Annotated in this window: 12 protein-coding genes; 2 read left to right on the forward strand and 10 right to left on the reverse strand. The window is 69.9% G+C overall.

Annotated elements, in window-relative coordinates; genetic code table 11:
- On the reverse strand, nucleotides 1–123 hold a 123-nt coding region (locus ACLF5H_RS27230), incomplete at its 3' end, for a 1-deoxy-D-xylulose-5-phosphate synthase N-terminal domain-containing protein (protein WP_421674429.1).
- A gap of 377 nt (nucleotides 124–500) precedes the next feature.
- Here ACLF5H_RS27230 and ACLF5H_RS27235 point away from each other — a divergent pair.
- Nucleotides 501–1157, forward strand: a complete 657-nt coding sequence (locus ACLF5H_RS27235) for a peroxiredoxin-like family protein (protein WP_421678649.1) — start codon at nucleotides 501–503, stop codon at nucleotides 1155–1157.
- Nucleotides 1158–1210: 53 nt separating this feature from the next.
- Here ACLF5H_RS27235 and ACLF5H_RS27240 read toward each other — a convergent pair whose 3' ends face one another.
- From ACLF5H_RS27240 to ACLF5H_RS27250, 3 genes are read right to left on the reverse strand one after another with little or no spacing between them, the layout of a single operon-like run.
- Nucleotides 1211–2728, reverse strand: coding sequence for an FGGY family carbohydrate kinase (locus ACLF5H_RS27240; protein WP_421678677.1), 1518 nt, complete (start codon nucleotides 2726–2728; stop codon nucleotides 1211–1213).
- A gap of 5 nt (nucleotides 2729–2733) precedes the next feature.
- Nucleotides 2734–4110 carry a cation:proton antiporter gene (locus tag ACLF5H_RS27245; RefSeq protein WP_421678650.1) on the reverse strand — a complete coding sequence of 459 codons (1377 nt, stop codon included), beginning with the start codon at nucleotides 4108–4110 and terminating at the stop codon, nucleotides 2734–2736.
- Nucleotides 4107–4379, reverse strand: a complete 273-nt coding sequence (locus ACLF5H_RS27250; protein ID WP_421678651.1) for a hypothetical protein — start codon at nucleotides 4377–4379, stop codon at nucleotides 4107–4109. Before ACLF5H_RS27250 ends, ACLF5H_RS27245 begins: the two co-directional genes overlap by 4 nt.
- Before the next feature lie 508 nt (nucleotides 4380–4887).
- On the opposite strand from ACLF5H_RS27250, the gene ACLF5H_RS27255 reads away from it, so the two are divergent.
- A complete protein-coding gene (locus ACLF5H_RS27255; RefSeq protein WP_421678652.1) occupies nucleotides 4888–5952 on the forward strand; it encodes an AraC family transcriptional regulator in 1065 nt (354 codons plus the stop codon).
- Here ACLF5H_RS27255 and ACLF5H_RS27260 read toward each other — a convergent pair.
- The 6 genes from ACLF5H_RS27260 to ACLF5H_RS27285 form a co-directional block, all read right to left on the reverse strand.
- Complete coding sequence (locus ACLF5H_RS27260; protein WP_421678653.1) at nucleotides 5900–7234, reverse strand: cation:proton antiporter; 1335 nt, start codon at nucleotides 7232–7234, stop codon at nucleotides 5900–5902. The genes ACLF5H_RS27255 and ACLF5H_RS27260 overlap by 53 nt on opposite strands.
- Entirely contained in the window at nucleotides 7234–8805 is a 1572-nt protein-coding gene (locus tag ACLF5H_RS27265; protein WP_421678654.1) for an FGGY family carbohydrate kinase, read from the reverse strand. The genes ACLF5H_RS27260 and ACLF5H_RS27265 overlap by 1 nt, the downstream gene beginning before the upstream one ends.
- A 114-nt stretch (nucleotides 8806–8919) precedes the next feature.
- Complete coding sequence (locus tag ACLF5H_RS27270; RefSeq protein ID WP_421678655.1) at nucleotides 8920–9684, reverse strand: pyridoxamine 5'-phosphate oxidase family protein; 765 nt, start codon at nucleotides 9682–9684, stop codon at nucleotides 8920–8922.
- 25 nt (nucleotides 9685–9709) lie between these two features.
- The gene (locus ACLF5H_RS27275) at nucleotides 9710–11098 is read right to left on the reverse strand and encodes an NAD(P)/FAD-dependent oxidoreductase (RefSeq protein ID WP_421678656.1); all 1389 of its coding nucleotides are present in this window, start codon (nucleotides 11096–11098) and stop codon (nucleotides 9710–9712) included.
- Between the two features lie 44 nt (nucleotides 11099–11142).
- Nucleotides 11143–12336, reverse strand: a complete 1194-nt coding sequence (locus ACLF5H_RS27280) for an alpha-hydroxy-acid oxidizing protein (RefSeq protein WP_421678657.1) — start codon at nucleotides 12334–12336, stop codon at nucleotides 11143–11145.
- Nucleotides 12329–13840, reverse strand: coding sequence for an FAD/NAD(P)-binding protein (locus ACLF5H_RS27285; protein WP_421678658.1), 1512 nt, complete (start codon nucleotides 13838–13840; stop codon nucleotides 12329–12331). The genes ACLF5H_RS27280 and ACLF5H_RS27285 overlap by 8 nt, the downstream gene beginning before the upstream one ends.
- Nucleotides 13841–13848: the final 8 nt, after the last annotated feature.

Genomic DNA, 13848 nt, shown 5'->3' on the forward strand with positions numbered 1-13848 from the left:
ACCACCCGTACGGGAAACGGCCTCGACAAGGAACTCGCGAATTTCCGCGGCCAGCGTGTCAAGCTCACCGGCTTCGAGCTTCTTCAGGTCCTGCGGCCCGTGGATCGACTCCAGAACGCCCATATGCCATTCTCCTTCGGCGCTGCTGATAGGGAGATTTCGCTTTGGTACATGCACTGGATCCACAGCTTCGCAGCTCTCGGACCCATGAGTCCTCACATTGTCATGGCCCGTTGACAACGGCTCGTCTCCACGGCGGAATGGGAGGCCGATGGCGGAGGTGACAGGCTATCAATTTCTCCGGATACACGCCGCCTGGCGGGCCTGGGAAGCCGCCGCCGGCCGGCCTCCAGCGGGTCCGCCGGCCTTCCGACCGGGCCGGACTCCGCCTCGCGGCGGCCGGGGAGGCGCTACGTTGGACCGCGCGCAGTGCACGGCCGGCTCGGCCTCGGTCCGTCGGCCGGTCTCCCCCGCCGTCGAGTCAAGGAGAGTCAGGCACCATGAGCCTCAACGACGAGTTGCGCGCGTTCCGTGAACTCCAGCGGGGTCAGGACCCCGCCGCGTCCTGGGCCCTCAAGCAGCGGGCGGCCCGGGAGCTCGCCGAGTCCGGTCTGGCGGAGCGCGCCCTGGCCGTCGGCGCGCACGCACCGCACTTCAGCCTGCCGTCGGCCACGGGCCGGACCGTCGCGCTGGAGGACCTGCTCGCCCACGGACCCGTGGTCCTCACCTTCTACCGGGGCGCCTGGTGCCCGTACTGCAATATCGCGCTCCAGCACCTCCAGCGGCACCACGCGGACATCACGGCCCGCGGCGCCCGGCTCGTGGCCGTCTCCCCGCAGATACCCGACGAGTCGCTGTCCCTGAGCGAGAAGCACGATCTGGCCTTCGACGTGCTGAGCGACATCGGCTCGGTCACGGCGCAGCGGTACGGTGTCGCCTTCCGGACGTCCGACGAGCTGGCGGCCCACTACGCCAGGTCGGGGCTCGAACTGGAACGGTTCAACGACGGCCACGCCCGGGTCCTGCCCATACCCGCCACCTACGTCATCGACCGGTCCGGCGTGGTCCGTTGGGCCTTCGTCGACACCGACTTCACCGTTCGCGCCGAACCGGCCGACATCCTCGCCGCCCTCGCCGCCCTCGACGCCCTCGGCTGAGGCGGGTACGGGAACATGCCGGTGCCCGTGCCGGCCGGTACGGGCACCGGATGCTACGGACGCGTCTCACCGTCCGTCGGGACCAGCGGACCACTGCGGGCCACCGCCCGGCGCCAGTCGGTCTCCGCGGCCCGGCGCCGCTCGGTCCCCCAGCGTGGTTCCCAGCGGTCCCGAACCGGCCGGTGCACCGGCAGGTCCTCGATGCTCTTCCAGTACCCGGCGCCGAGACCGGCCGCGTAGGCCGCGCCACGCGTGGGCGGCTCGGCGATCGCCGCCCTGGTCACCGGTACCCCGGTCACATCGGCCTGGATCGCCAGGCACACGTCCGAGGCCGCGGCCGGCCCGTCGACCATCAGCCCGGCCGGCGCCACCGCGGAATCGTCGGTCATGGCGGCGAGCACCTCGCGCATCCGGTGTCCGGTCGACTCCATGGTCGCCCTGGCCAGGTGGCCCTTGGTGTGCCCGGGCGCCAGGCCGATGAGGGCACCGCGGGCCTCCGGCTTCGGATCGGGCACCCCGAGACCGGTGAACGCGGGCACGAAGTACAGGCCCTCGCTCCCGGACACCGAGGAGGCCGCCTTCTCGAACGCGGCCGGGCTGGGCAGCGAACCGAGGTCGTCCACCACCCAGCGTGCCGCGCCACCGGTGTGCGGGATGTTCCCCTCCAGGGCGTAGGCCGCGGGCCTGCCCGGCAGTTGATAGGCAACCGTCGTGTGCAGGCCGTGTCCGGACTGCACCGGCTCCCCGCCGATGGTGAGCAGGACCAGGTTGCGGTGGGCGTAGTTGCACCACGCCGCGCCGGTGGCCGTGCAGCCGTTGCCGAACAGGGCGGCCTGCGGTCCTCCGAGCACGCCGGTGATCGGCACACCGTCCCGTGCGGTGGTGCCGAAGCCGTCCGGGGTGACCGACGGGTGGATCTCGGGCAGCATGGCACGGGGCACGCCGAAGAACTCCAGCAGTTCGTCGTCCCAGTCCAGCGTGGTCAGGTCCATCAGCATCGTACGACTGGCGTTCGTCACGTCGGTGACGTGCCGGCCCCCGGCCGCCCCGCCCGTCAGCTGCCAGATCAGCCAGGTGTCCATGCCCCCGAACAGGGCGTCGCCACGCTCGGCCGCCGCGCGCAGCCCGTCCACATGCTCCAGCAGCCACTGGATCTTCGTCGCGGAGAAGTGCGGATTGCTCACCAGACCGGCCTTGCGGTGGATCGTCCCGGCCCGGCCGTCCGCGGCCAGTGCGGCCGCCAGGTCGTCGGTGCGGGTGTCCTGCCAGACGATGGCGTGGTGGTAGGGCTCGCCGGTACGCGGGTCCCAGACCACGGTGGTCTCGATCTGGTTGGTGATGCCGATGGCCGCCAGGTCCGTGGCGGCCAGCCCAGCGGCGCCGAGCGTGTCGGCCATGACCTCCTGGGCGTGGGCCCAGATCTCGACCGCGTCGTGCTCGACCCACTTGTCCGCGGGCCGCAGCTGGGCGTGTTCGCGGGCACGGGCGGCCACCTCGACACCCTCCGCGTCAAGGATCGCGAACCGGGTGCCGTAGGTGCCCTGGTCGAAAACTCCGATGAAGTCCGCCATCTCGTTCACACCCGCTTCGTCGATGAGGCCACGCCGCTCGATACCGCCGGCGCGGGGGGAGCCGTGGTCTGCCTGGCCAGGTCGATCACCTGCCCGCGATGGACGTACAGCCACACACCGGCGAACTGCGAGGTGATGATCGACAGCATGGCCAGTACCGTGTAGAAGTCCTCGTTGATCACTCCGGCCGCCAGCGTCACCGTGGCCAGTACGATGCCGGGCCCGCCGCGCGCGTTCAGGGCGACCGCGAAGTGGGTGGCCGCGCCGCGGTCCTCCCCCGCCAGCCTGGCCGCCGCCCAGACACTGGCCAGCTTGACCAGGCAGGCCATGATCAGGAAGGCGAGGAAGAAGAACAGCGGGAAGTGGTGCGCCAGGTCGAGCTGGACGCCGACGTTGGCGAAGTACAGCGGCACGAAGAAGGCGAGTGAGAACTTCTTCAGCGCCTCCCACGCGGCTGCCGTCGCGGCCCGTCGCTCCGGATCGTTCACCCGGGCGTCCGCACCGGCGGCGCACGCGCCGGACAGCAGGGCGCCGAACACGGGGTTGATGCCGAGCCCGACGCAGATCAGGGCCATCAGCAGCATGAACACCAGCCGGAACGCGGTGGGGCTGCGCCGCTCGATGAAGCTTGCCGGGCCGGCCGCCAGCAGGCGGAAGAGCGGCCGGCCGAACGGCAGGAACACCGCGAAGAAGGCGAGGCTGGCGACGACGTAGTAGACCGTGCTGGGTACGGTCCCGTTGTTGTGGAACAACTGCCACAGGCCGTAAGGGGTACCGGACTTGGCCTGTGCCAGGCCGAGCACCACGGCCAGCATCACGTAGAGCACCACGTCCTCGAACACGGCGATGGAGAGCACCGCCCGCGCGAAGCCGGTCCGCAGGATGTCGAGGTCGAGCATGATCCGGGAGATCACCGGGATGCTGGTCACGGCCACACCGATGCCGAAGACGAGGCCCACGCTGGTCCGCGTGCCCTGCGGCCCGGACAGGGCGCCGATGTCGACGAACCGGGTGGCGAGCATGCCGACGGCGAACGGTACGACGACGCCGATCAGCGCCATCGAGGCGGTGGACTTCCGCCAGCCGCCGCCCCGGTGCTCGACCATCTCCCGGCCGGACAGGAACAGCAGCAGGAGCAGCCCCACCTCGTACAGCACACCGAGGCCGGCGGCCGCGGGGCCCGAGGAGGGGAACAGCCACTTCTGCGCATGGGGCGCGAAGAGACCGAGGACGGTCGGGCCGAGCAGCAGCCCGCCGAGTATCTCGCCGATGACCGGCGGCTGGCGCAGCAGCTTGAAGAGATGTCCGACGCTGTGCGCGACGACCAGCAGGACCGTCACCGCGACGAACAGGTGCATGAGGTCGGGCGACTTGAGCGTCATGACCCGGTGTCCTGGTTCGGCGTGGCCGGGCCCCCGTCGCCACGGCCGGTCACGGTGTCGACGACCACGGTGTCGTGCCCGGCCGTGGTGTCGTATTCGGTCATGAGGTCCGCGACCGCCGGTGAGATCACCGCCGTCGACTCGTCGCTTCCCGCGAACCCCCTGATCGAGGCGAGCGAGTCCCACAGGCTGAGCAACTGGATGTGGACCTGATCGCCCTCCTTCCGGCACAGCAGGTAGCAGCCGTTATATCCGGCGAAGCCTTCCATGTGCGGCAAAATGCTGCTTTTGAATACCTCGAGGAAAGCGGCCTCGTTGTCGATGGGCGCTCGCGCACCCCATGACCTCACGATCATTGCGGGCCTTTCTCTCTTGATCTCTCTTGACGGTTCAGGACCGCTCACGACAGGCGACGCTGCGGTCGCAACTGACACGTGACTGCATCGGAGATTTACACGGCACTTTTCAGCCATCCGAAGGGGCGGGAACAAGGCACCCGAAACCATGGATTCCGGCCCCGGCCGTCCGCGACACCTGCCCTGTCTCGTGGAGGCCACGGCCATCCACGCCCCCGTGATCGTCGACAACATTCCCGATTGGTCGACTTTCGGCCTTTTTTGACAATGACCAAAAAGAAACCCTTCATGATCATTGTGCTGCAGTCACGGGTCAGTCATTATTATTAAATTGTGATGTCGCGCTTCTTCTGACCCCCACCCCACCGACAGGCAGCACTACTCCACTCCGATTCGCCATGATCTGGCATGAGGGGGATCAATGTCTGCAGCATCACTGCTGACTAACCACGCTGTCCGGCACACCGAAGATGTAGCGGCCATCAGTGAATGGCTCACTCCGCTGTTCGGACCTCACGAAATATCGGTCGCGGCATCCCTACGTCCCGACATCAGATTTCAGAGTTGCCGGTTGGGTTCGTTGCGGCTGAGTTATCTGTCGCTCGGCACCACGGCACGGTTCGAACTGACGGGGCCGCGCTCCGGTTACCTGGTGCTGGTGCCGGTGACCGGGAACCTGTGGCTGCGCGGCACGCAGCGGACGCGCGTCGTCCCCGGGCTCGGGGCGGTGCTCGGACCGGACGAGCCCCTGGTGGCCCGGAGTTCGGCGGACTGCCAGCAGCTGATCGTCCACATCAACCAGGTGGTGCTGACCGCACACGTACGGAGCCTGCTGAACAGTTCCTCGGCCGAGGCGCCCGCCTTTGAACCTCTCATGCGGTTCGCCTCGGGTGGCGCCCTGAACTGGTACGAGTCCCTGATGTTCCTGGCCGAACGGGCCACCGAAGCCGACACCGCCGACCAGGAGCTGTTCCACCCGCTGGTCGCCACGGAACTGGAACGGGCCCTGATGACGGGTCTGTTGGTCACCCAGCCGAACACGCACAGCCCGGCACTCGTCCACGACCCGCCGGCGCAGCGGTTCGGCCCGATCGAAACGGCGGTGCGACTGATCAACAACTATCCGGAGGCCGACCACACCGTGGGCGCGCTCGCACAGGCCGCCGGAGTCAGTGTGCGCACCCTGGAAAGGGCCTTCCACCGCCGCTTCGGCCTGCCGCCTTACGGATATCTCCGGCAGGTCAGGCTGAAGCGGGTCCGGGCCGAACTGACCGCATCCGACGCCGCGAACAAGACGGTGAGCGAAGTGGCGGCACGATGGGGGTTCAGTCACTTCGGACGATTCGCACAGGAGTATCGGAAGAAGTATCACGAGAACCCTTCGGAAACAGTGCGGAGGCATCGCGAAATGCGCAGCCCCGAACCGGGGAACCTCAGTTCAGAAGAGGCTCCATCTCCCGACGACGCAATTCCTCCTCGCTCGTGATTTCCAACCGTCGCGTGGCGAACTTCAGGAGCGGCGGCGCCATTACCGAAGTGATCACGGCGGTGAGCACGATAATGGTGTAGGACTCGGTGTTCAGCACACCCAGCCGGAGCCCGACCGCGGCCACGACGAGTTGTACGACCCCGCGCGCGTTCATACCGGCGCCGAGCGCCAGGACCTCCCACCGGTTGAGGCGCCCGATCAGTCCGCCGAACAGCGCGCCGGCGAACTTGCCGAGGATCGCGATCCCCAGGATGAGCAGCGCGCCGGCCAGCACCGCCGGGTGCACGAGGGCCCCCAGGTCCATCCGCAGCCCCGCGGTGGCGAAGAAGACCGGCGCCAGGACGGCGGACAGTCCGTTGTTCAGCGGTGCGAGGGAGGCGAGACTGACGCCGCCGCTGGTGCCGATCAGGATGCCGCCGAGAAACGCGCCGAACACCGGTTCCAGCTGCAGCGCCGCGGTGCCCGTCGCACAGAGCAGGATGACGGCGACCGCCGTCACCACCACCGCGGCCGAGGATTCGGCGCGTTGCGCCCAGCGCATCGCCGCGCGGACCAGGGGCCGTCCCAGCAGGGTCAGCACCAGGAGCAGCCCGGCGAGGTACAGGATCGGCTCGATGACCGTACCCGTGTGCAGGCCGTCGACCGCCATGGCGGACACCACGGACAGCAGCAGCCAGCCGACGACATCGTCCATGGTTCCGGCGGCCAGGACGAGTTGACCGACATTGCGGTGGATCAGGCCCATGTCCAGAAGGGTCTTGGCGATCACCGGGATCGCGCTGACACACAGCGCCACCCCGAGGAACAGCGCGAACACCATGGGCTGCGTCTGGCCGGGGCGCAGTGTCCCGGGCAGCAGCGTCATCGCGACCGCCACCCCCAGGCCGAGCGGGATGGCCAGGCCCAGCAGGCTGGTCCAGACCACGGTCCTGCCGCGTCGGCGCACCAGGGTGAAGTCGAGGCTGACGCCGGTCACCCCGACCAGAAGCAGTACACCGAGCTGGGCGACGGCGTCCAGCAGGTGGAACTGCCCCGCGTCACGGGGGAACAGCCAGCCGCTCGCCGCCGGGGCGAGCCGCCCGAACACGCTCGGTCCGAGCAGCACACCCACTCCGAGTTCGCCGACGACCGCCGGCAGCCCCACCCGATTGGCCAGCCGCCCGAGTACGTAGGCGCACACCACCAGCAGGGTGAGCTGGGTGAGCATCAGCACCAACGGGTGACCGCCCAGCGGCGCCACAGGAGCGGCCGCGGTCAGCAGGCTCGGGTGGCCGGGCATCAGCGGGATCCGTCCGCGCGCCATTCGGCCGCGGTCACCGTGGCCAGCCAGTCGCCCTGCGGCAGGTCGGCGGCGTCGACCCAGCCCGCGGTGTGCTCGACGGCCGCCAGCCAGCCGGCGTAACCGCGTTGCCGGTCCTCGGGCATCCACTGCGAGGACCAGCGGTGGCTCTCCCGGCGGGTGGCGGCCACGTCGGCCAGGTCCGACCACACGCCGACGGCCAGGCCGGCGGCGTAGGCCGCGCCGAGGGCGGCGGTGTCGGCGACGTCCGACGGGCGGCGGAGCTGGATGCCCAGCACGTCCGCATGGATTTGCATGCACATATCGAACCAAGCGCCGTTGCCGTCGATCCTCAGCTGGGTCGGCGCGTACCCCGTCTCCTCCCGCATGGTCTCGACAAGGTCGCGCAGCTGGTAGGCGAGGGCCTGAAGGGTGGCTCGGGCCACGTGGTTCTGGTTGTGGTGGGTGTCCATGCCGAGGATGGCGCCGCGGGCGCCGCGGTCGGCACGCGGCAGCCCGAGTCCGGTGAACGCGGGTACGAAGTACAGTCCCTCCGGATCGTCGGCCCGCCGGGACATGGCCTCGATCTCCCCGACGCCCCTGATGATGCCCAGCCCGTCCACCAGCCATTGCACCGTGGCCCCGGTGTAGGGAACGAATCCCTCCAGCGCGTACACCGCCGGCTCGTCGCCCAGCTGGTAGGCGATGGTGCCCAGCAGCTTGGAATCGCCGTCCGCCCGCGTGGTCCCGGTGTTGACCAGCAGCGCGCTGCTGCCCTCGAAGCCGTAACGGGCCTGCCCCGGGAGGTAGCACTGCTGGCCGAAGAGGGCCGCCTGGTGTTCACCGAGCACACCGGAGACGGGTACCTCCGCGCCGAACGGCCCGGACGCCCGCGTGCTCCCGAAGCGGTCCGGGGTGGACGAGGGCGCCACCTCGGGCAGCATCGCCGGCGGTACGTCGAACAGCGCCAGCAGCTCGTCGTCCCAGTCCTGGGTGTCCAGGTTCAGCAGCATGGTGCGGCTGGCGCTGGTCACATCGGTGACATGCCGGCCGGTCAGGTTCCACTCCAGCCAGGAGTCCATGGTGCCGAAGAGGGCGTCGCCCCGCTCCGCGTCCGCGCGCAGGCCCTCGACATTGTGCAGGAGCCAGCTCAGCTTGCCGGCGGAGAACAGCGCGTCCGGCACCAGTCCGGTCTTCTTGTGGATCAGTTCGCTCCGGCCGTCCCGCGCGAGGGCGGCCATCCGCTCGGCGGCACGCCGGTCAGGACCGGCTATGGCCGGGGCGTAGGGCTGTCCGGTGTGCTTGTTCCACACGACGGTCGTCTCCCGCTGGGCGGCGATACCGACGGCCGCCAACGCGGAACCCGGACGGCCCAGTTCGGACAGGGCCTGCCCGATCACGGCCTCGGTGTTCCGCCAGATCTCCAGGGGGTCGTACTCGAGCGTGCCCTCTCCGGAGGCGGACGGGGTCAGCTCCACCCGCTGCGTGCTCAGCTTCTCGCCGTTCCGGTCGAAGACGACGAGTCTGGTGTCGGACGCGGATTGGTGCAGGGATGCGATCAATTCGGCCATGGCAGGTGCTCCGTAAAGTCTCAGTGTGGCCCGACGGGCCGCGTGCGGCTGATCGGTGTCTGCCCGGGGCCGCTGCCCGACGCCCCGGCGGGGGCCGGACAGCGGCCCGTTCGGCTATGCGCCCGGCTTGGTCGGCGGGTGGGGAACGTTGGCCATGGCCTCTTCCTGCACCGCGAAGGGCCCCTCGTAGTTCTCCACCAGGGCCGGTACCGGCACGTCCTCCGGCAGGTCCGGCGCGGACCGGGGATCGAGCGCGACCTGACGCAGCGGCACGAACCCGGCCCAGCAGCCGCCCTGGAGGTCGGCCGGCTCGTACTTGCTCTGCTCCTCACGGCGCACCTTGGTCGACACCTCCTCCAGGTCGAGCGCGACCACGGCCACGCTGGCGAACTCCTGCCGTGTCGGCGGCCGGGCCTCCGAGCTGCGGCCGGTGGCCATGTGCTCCAGGATGGTCGCCAGTGCCTGCATCCGCTCCTCGTCATCGGTGATCAGGCGCAGCCGGCCATGGGCCACGACACTCCGGTAGGCGAACGAATGGATCAGCCAGGCACGGGCGAACACCAGACCGTCCAGCAGGGTGACGGTCACACACACCGGTGCGTTCTCGGCCCCGAGTTGGGCGAACCGTCCCGCCCGCGAGCCGTGGAAGTACAAGGTCTCGCCCCGCCTGGCGTACGCCGCGGGGAGCACCACCGGGTAGTCCTCCCGGTTGAACGCGAGGTGCGCCACGAGCCCCTCGTCCAGGATGGCGTGCGCCGCCTCGCGGTCGTAGCGGACGCGCTCCCGGTAACGGATGGGCACGGTACGCCGGGTCACCGGGTAGGAATCGTCGTCGGCCTGTTCCATGAGCTTCGCGGCGATGCGATCGATGTTGGCCACTGCCTTCTCCTTGTCTTGGGGTCCGTCAACGCTGTGCGTCGCGCAGCCGCACGCTCGGCTCCATCTCCAGGTACACGCCCTCGATGGCGGTCGCCGGTGAGTTGGGCGTGATCGTCCACTCCCGCGACTGGCTGTGCATGCGGGTGGGCGGAGTCGTACCGGATTCGTCTCCGTGCAGGCTCTTCTCGATGACTCGGTAGGCGTCGACCGTCGTCGCGTCGGACAGGTCCTCGACGCCGGCGATGATGCTGAGGAACGCCTCGTGGATGTGCAGCCGCTGCTGCTCGGCACGGGTCATGGACTGACCGCGGAAGAAGTAGTCGTCCTTGCCCCGGTAGCTGTCGTAGAACACCGAGACCAGGACCAGCAGCCGTTCGTAGGAGTAGCGGTAGGCCACGTCGTAGAAGTTCAGCGCCCGCTCCTCCGCCACGGTGCCGTCCACCATCGAGGTGACCGAGGCGGCCGCCAGCATGCCGCTGAACGTGGCCAGGTGGACGCCGGTGGACAGCAACGGGTCCAGGAAGCACGCGGCGTCCCCGGAGATCAGATAGCCCGGGCCGCTGAACCGGTCCGCCACGTAGGAGTAGTCGGTCTCGGTACGGATCTTCGAGACCTGCTCGGCACCGGCGATGGTCCGCCGCACCAGCGGGTGCGCGTTCACGGCCCGGTTGTAGAGGGCCTCCACGTCGGCCGGGGAACTGCACTCCTCGCCGAACCGCTTCTTGTCGGTCACCAGACCGATGCTCGTGACCCCGTTGTGCAGCGGGATCACCCAGATCCAGCCTTCCGGGATGCTGCACACCGTGATCGCGCCGTCCGGACCCTCGGAGATGTCCTTGGCGTCCTTCCAGTACGTCCAGACACCGACGTTGCGGAACACGTCGTGCATCCGCCGCATGTCGAAGTGGCGCTTGGCGAGCAGCCCGGCGCGGCCGGAGGCGTCGATGACGTGGTCGAACTCGATCTCGCCCTCGCGCCCGTCGCCGTTCTGCCAGTGCGCCGCCACCGCCCGGTCCCCGGAGAACCTGATGTCACGGATCCGGTGCCCCTCGAACGCCTCCACCCCGTTCTCCCGGGCGTGGTCGAGCAGGATCTTGTCGAAGTCGGCCCGGGTGACCTGCCAGCTGTGCTTGCCGCCGGGCACATCGGTGAACGGCAGGTCCCACTTCTCCTTGCCCCACTCGTAGTAGGAGCCGTCCTTGCGCCGGAAGCCGAACTTGTCGAGCTTGTCGGACACGCCGAGCAGGTCCATCATGCGCACGACCGACAGCGACAGGGACTCGCCGACGTGGTAGCGCGGAAAGGTGTCCCGCTCCAACAGCGTCACATCGACGCCGTTGCGTGCCAGGAACGTCGCCGCGGTGGACCCGGCAGGGCCGCCACCGATGACGAGCACCTTGCTCTGGGATCGCATGTCGTTCTCCCCTTCTCGTACGTGTGGTTGATCGATGGCCCGACTCAGTGCCGGTCTTCGCGGCCGAGGACCGGGGACACCATGTGCCGCAGATCGGCGACCGTCGCGGCGCCGGCCATGAGCATGGTCAGTTCCAGCTCGGCCAGCACGCAGCGCAGTACGTGCCGCACTCCGTCGGCGCCGTCGACGGCCAGCCCGTACAGCCAAGGCCGGCCCAGCAGCACCGTGTCCGCGCCGAGGCCCAGCGCGATGGCGGCGTCCGCACCACTGCGCACCCCGGAGTCGAACAGGACGGGGACCCGGCCGGCCACCTGCCGGGCGACGGCGGGCAAGGCGTCGAGCGCGGCCCGCGACCGGTCCAGCTGCCGGCCACCGTGGTTGGACACCACGACACCGGACACACCGTGCGCGATGGCCTGTTCCGCGTCGTCCGGGTGGAGCACGCCCTTGATGAGGATCGGCAGGTCGGTGGCCTCCCGCAGCTTGTCGAAGTACGCGTAGGACAGACCGGGATGGCCGAAGACCGCACGCCACTGGGCCGCGGCCGCCGCGAGCCAGGGCTCGCTGCCGGCCGGCACATCCGTCGGCAGGGACCGCCTGAACAGCGGATCGGCCAGGAAGGTGCCCATGCCGTGCCCGCGCAGGAACGGGTCGTACCCGTGGTCGAGGTCGGCGGGCCGCCAGCCCCGGGTCCAGGAGTCGACGGTGACCACGATGGCCTGGTATCCGGCCTTCTCCGCCCGTCGAACGATCGACGCGCCCAGCTCGTCGTCCTTCGGCGGATGCAGCTGGAACCACAGGCCCGCTCCGGGCGCCGCGTCCGCCACCTCCTCCAGGGAAAGCGAGGAGGAGTTCGACAGGGCCATGGCCAGTCCGAGATCCCCGACCACCCGGGCCGCGGCGGCCTCCCCGTCGGCATGGGCCAGGCCGGCCAGTCCGATCGGGGCCAGCATCACCGGTGCCGCCAGGTCGGTGCCCAGCAGATCCGTGCGCAGCGCCAGCGGCCTGTCCGCGTGCATCATGCGCGGGACGATCTCCCACTTGTCGAAGGCGGCCCGGTTGGCGGCCAGCGTGCGCCCGCCTCCCGCGCCGTTCGCGACGAACGACCACAGACCGGCGGGCAGGTGCTCCCGTGCCAGCTGTTCCAACTCGGCCGGATCGGACGGAAGTCTGGGCACCCGGCCGCGCAGTCCGTCGGCGAAGATCTCGTCGCGCATGGTGTACCAGGACTCAGCCATCGAGCTGTCCCCCGATCGTCAACGTTGAGGATGTGGCCAATGCGGCGGTGCCGGTGGCCGGGCCGCGCTGGATGCGGGCCACGATGCGTTCGGCCCGTGCGCTGATGCCCAGAAGCGAGCCGGCGTTGGCGTAGTAGAGGTCGCCCGCCGTCGGATGGCCGAGGGCGTACAGGCCGCAGGCCGGTCCGAGGACCCGGTTCGTGGCGAAGTCGATGTACACGCCACCGCATGGATGCGGGCGGGCCAGTCCGCTCGCGGCCAGTCGGCCGAGCAGCCGTCCGGCCGGCTCGTCCAGGTCGTAGGGCGTCGCCCGCGTGGCGTTCAGCAGCACGCCGGCGCGGTGGTCCTTCCCGTCGGCCGTCACCGTGAAACCGCCGCCCGGCCGGGCGGTGACCGCGGTGACCCCCGAGTGAACTTCCAGTGCGCCGCTGCCGAGTGCCTCCAGCAACAGCGCCGCCGTCGCCGGTGGCATCGGGTTGAGTACGGTGGCGAGCCGGGTGTTCCGGTGCAGGAACGCCTTCCGCGTGGACAACGGGAGCCGCTGCCACAGCAGTTCACCCACCGGGTCCAGCAGGGGCAGCAGCACCCCCCGCCAGCAGTCCGCGGCCTCCGTCCGCCCGAGCTGACGGGCGAGCCGGCGTACGGCCGGCTCACCCGTCGCCAGGTCCAGCGAGATCTCGTCGGCCGATACGCCGTGCGCGACCAGTCGGTCGTGCAGCAGCCTGCGGACGGTCGTCCAGAGCGCCGCCGGGGGCGTACGACGGACCGCTTCGGCCAACTGCCGTGCCTCCGCAGGTCCGATCGCCGCCGGTCGGCAGCGCACGCTGGGCAGCAGGCCGCCCCGCGACATCAGCCGGATCGGTGCGGTGTGCCCGCGGCGCAGAAGCGCGGCCGCGATGTCCACCGCGGACAGGTTGCTGCCCAGCACGGTCACCGGCTCCCCGGTGGGCAGTGGTTCGCTCAGTGGATAGGGATCGGCGACGAATCCGGGCCGACCGGCCAGTCCGTAGATGTCGGCCGGTCTGGGTGTGCCCAGGCACATGACGACGTGGTCGTGCGCCTGCGTCCCGCCCGTCGCGGTGCGGGTGAGCAGCCGGCCGTCGGCGGCCACGATGTCTTCGACGGCGGTGGCATGGACGTCCACCGTGCCCCCGTCGGCCGCCAGTCGAGCGGCGGCCGACGCGAGCCGTCGGCGCAGATAGACACCGAACAGCCATCTGGGCTGGAACCGCGCCTCCGGGTCGGCGGACGGGAATTCGCCGCCGCGGTGTGCCTCCCGCAGCCAGTTCCGGAAGTCCAGGGGATCGCGGTGCCGGATGGACATCGCGTCGGCGGGCCTGTTGATCAGGGCGCCGTCCGCGTCCTCCGCGTAGGGCCGGCCGGGCCCGGGCACGGCCCGGGGTTCGAAGACGCTGACGCTGATCTTTTCCTTCGGCGCACTGCGCGCGAGAGCGTCCACCAGCGTCACCGCGGACGCGCCGCCGCCGATGATGGCTAGCCGCATTCGCTCAG

This window comes from Streptomyces sp. LaBMicrA B280 (genome assembly GCF_049222185.1).
Taxonomy (GTDB): Bacteria; Actinomycetota; Actinomycetes; order Streptomycetales; family Streptomycetaceae; genus Streptomyces; species Streptomyces murinus.

Excerpts from the sequence above, each read along its gene's own strand:
- ACLF5H_RS27255 (WP_421678652.1), top strand. The coding sequence starts at position 4,888 with ATGTCTGCAGCATCACTGCTGACTAACCACGCTGTCCGGCACACCGAA.
- ACLF5H_RS27260 (WP_421678653.1), bottom strand. The coding sequence starts at position 7,234 with ATGCCCGGCCACCCGAGCCTGCTGACCGCGGCCGCTCCTGTGGCGCCG.
- ACLF5H_RS27240 (WP_421678677.1), bottom strand. The coding sequence starts at position 2,728 with ATGGCGGACTTCATCGGAGTTTTCGACCAGGGCACCTACGGCACCCGG.
- ACLF5H_RS27235 (WP_421678649.1), top strand. The coding sequence starts at position 501 with ATGAGCCTCAACGACGAGTTGCGCGCGTTCCGTGAACTCCAGCGGGGT.
- ACLF5H_RS27275 (WP_421678656.1), bottom strand. The coding sequence starts at position 11,098 with ATGCGATCCCAGAGCAAGGTGCTCGTCATCGGTGGCGGCCCTGCCGGG.
- ACLF5H_RS27280 (WP_421678657.1), bottom strand. The coding sequence starts at position 12,336 with ATGGCTGAGTCCTGGTACACCATGCGCGACGAGATCTTCGCCGACGGA.
- ACLF5H_RS27265 (WP_421678654.1), bottom strand. The coding sequence starts at position 8,805 with ATGGCCGAATTGATCGCATCCCTGCACCAATCCGCGTCCGACACCAGA.
- ACLF5H_RS27250 (WP_421678651.1), bottom strand. The coding sequence starts at position 4,379 with ATGGAAGGCTTCGCCGGATATAACGGCTGCTACCTGCTGTGCCGGAAG.
- ACLF5H_RS27285 (WP_421678658.1), bottom strand. The coding sequence starts at position 13,840 with ATGCGGCTAGCCATCATCGGCGGCGGCGCGTCCGCGGTGACGCTGGTG.
- ACLF5H_RS27245 (WP_421678650.1), bottom strand. The coding sequence starts at position 4,110 with ATGACGCTCAAGTCGCCCGACCTCATGCACCTGTTCGTCGCGGTGACG.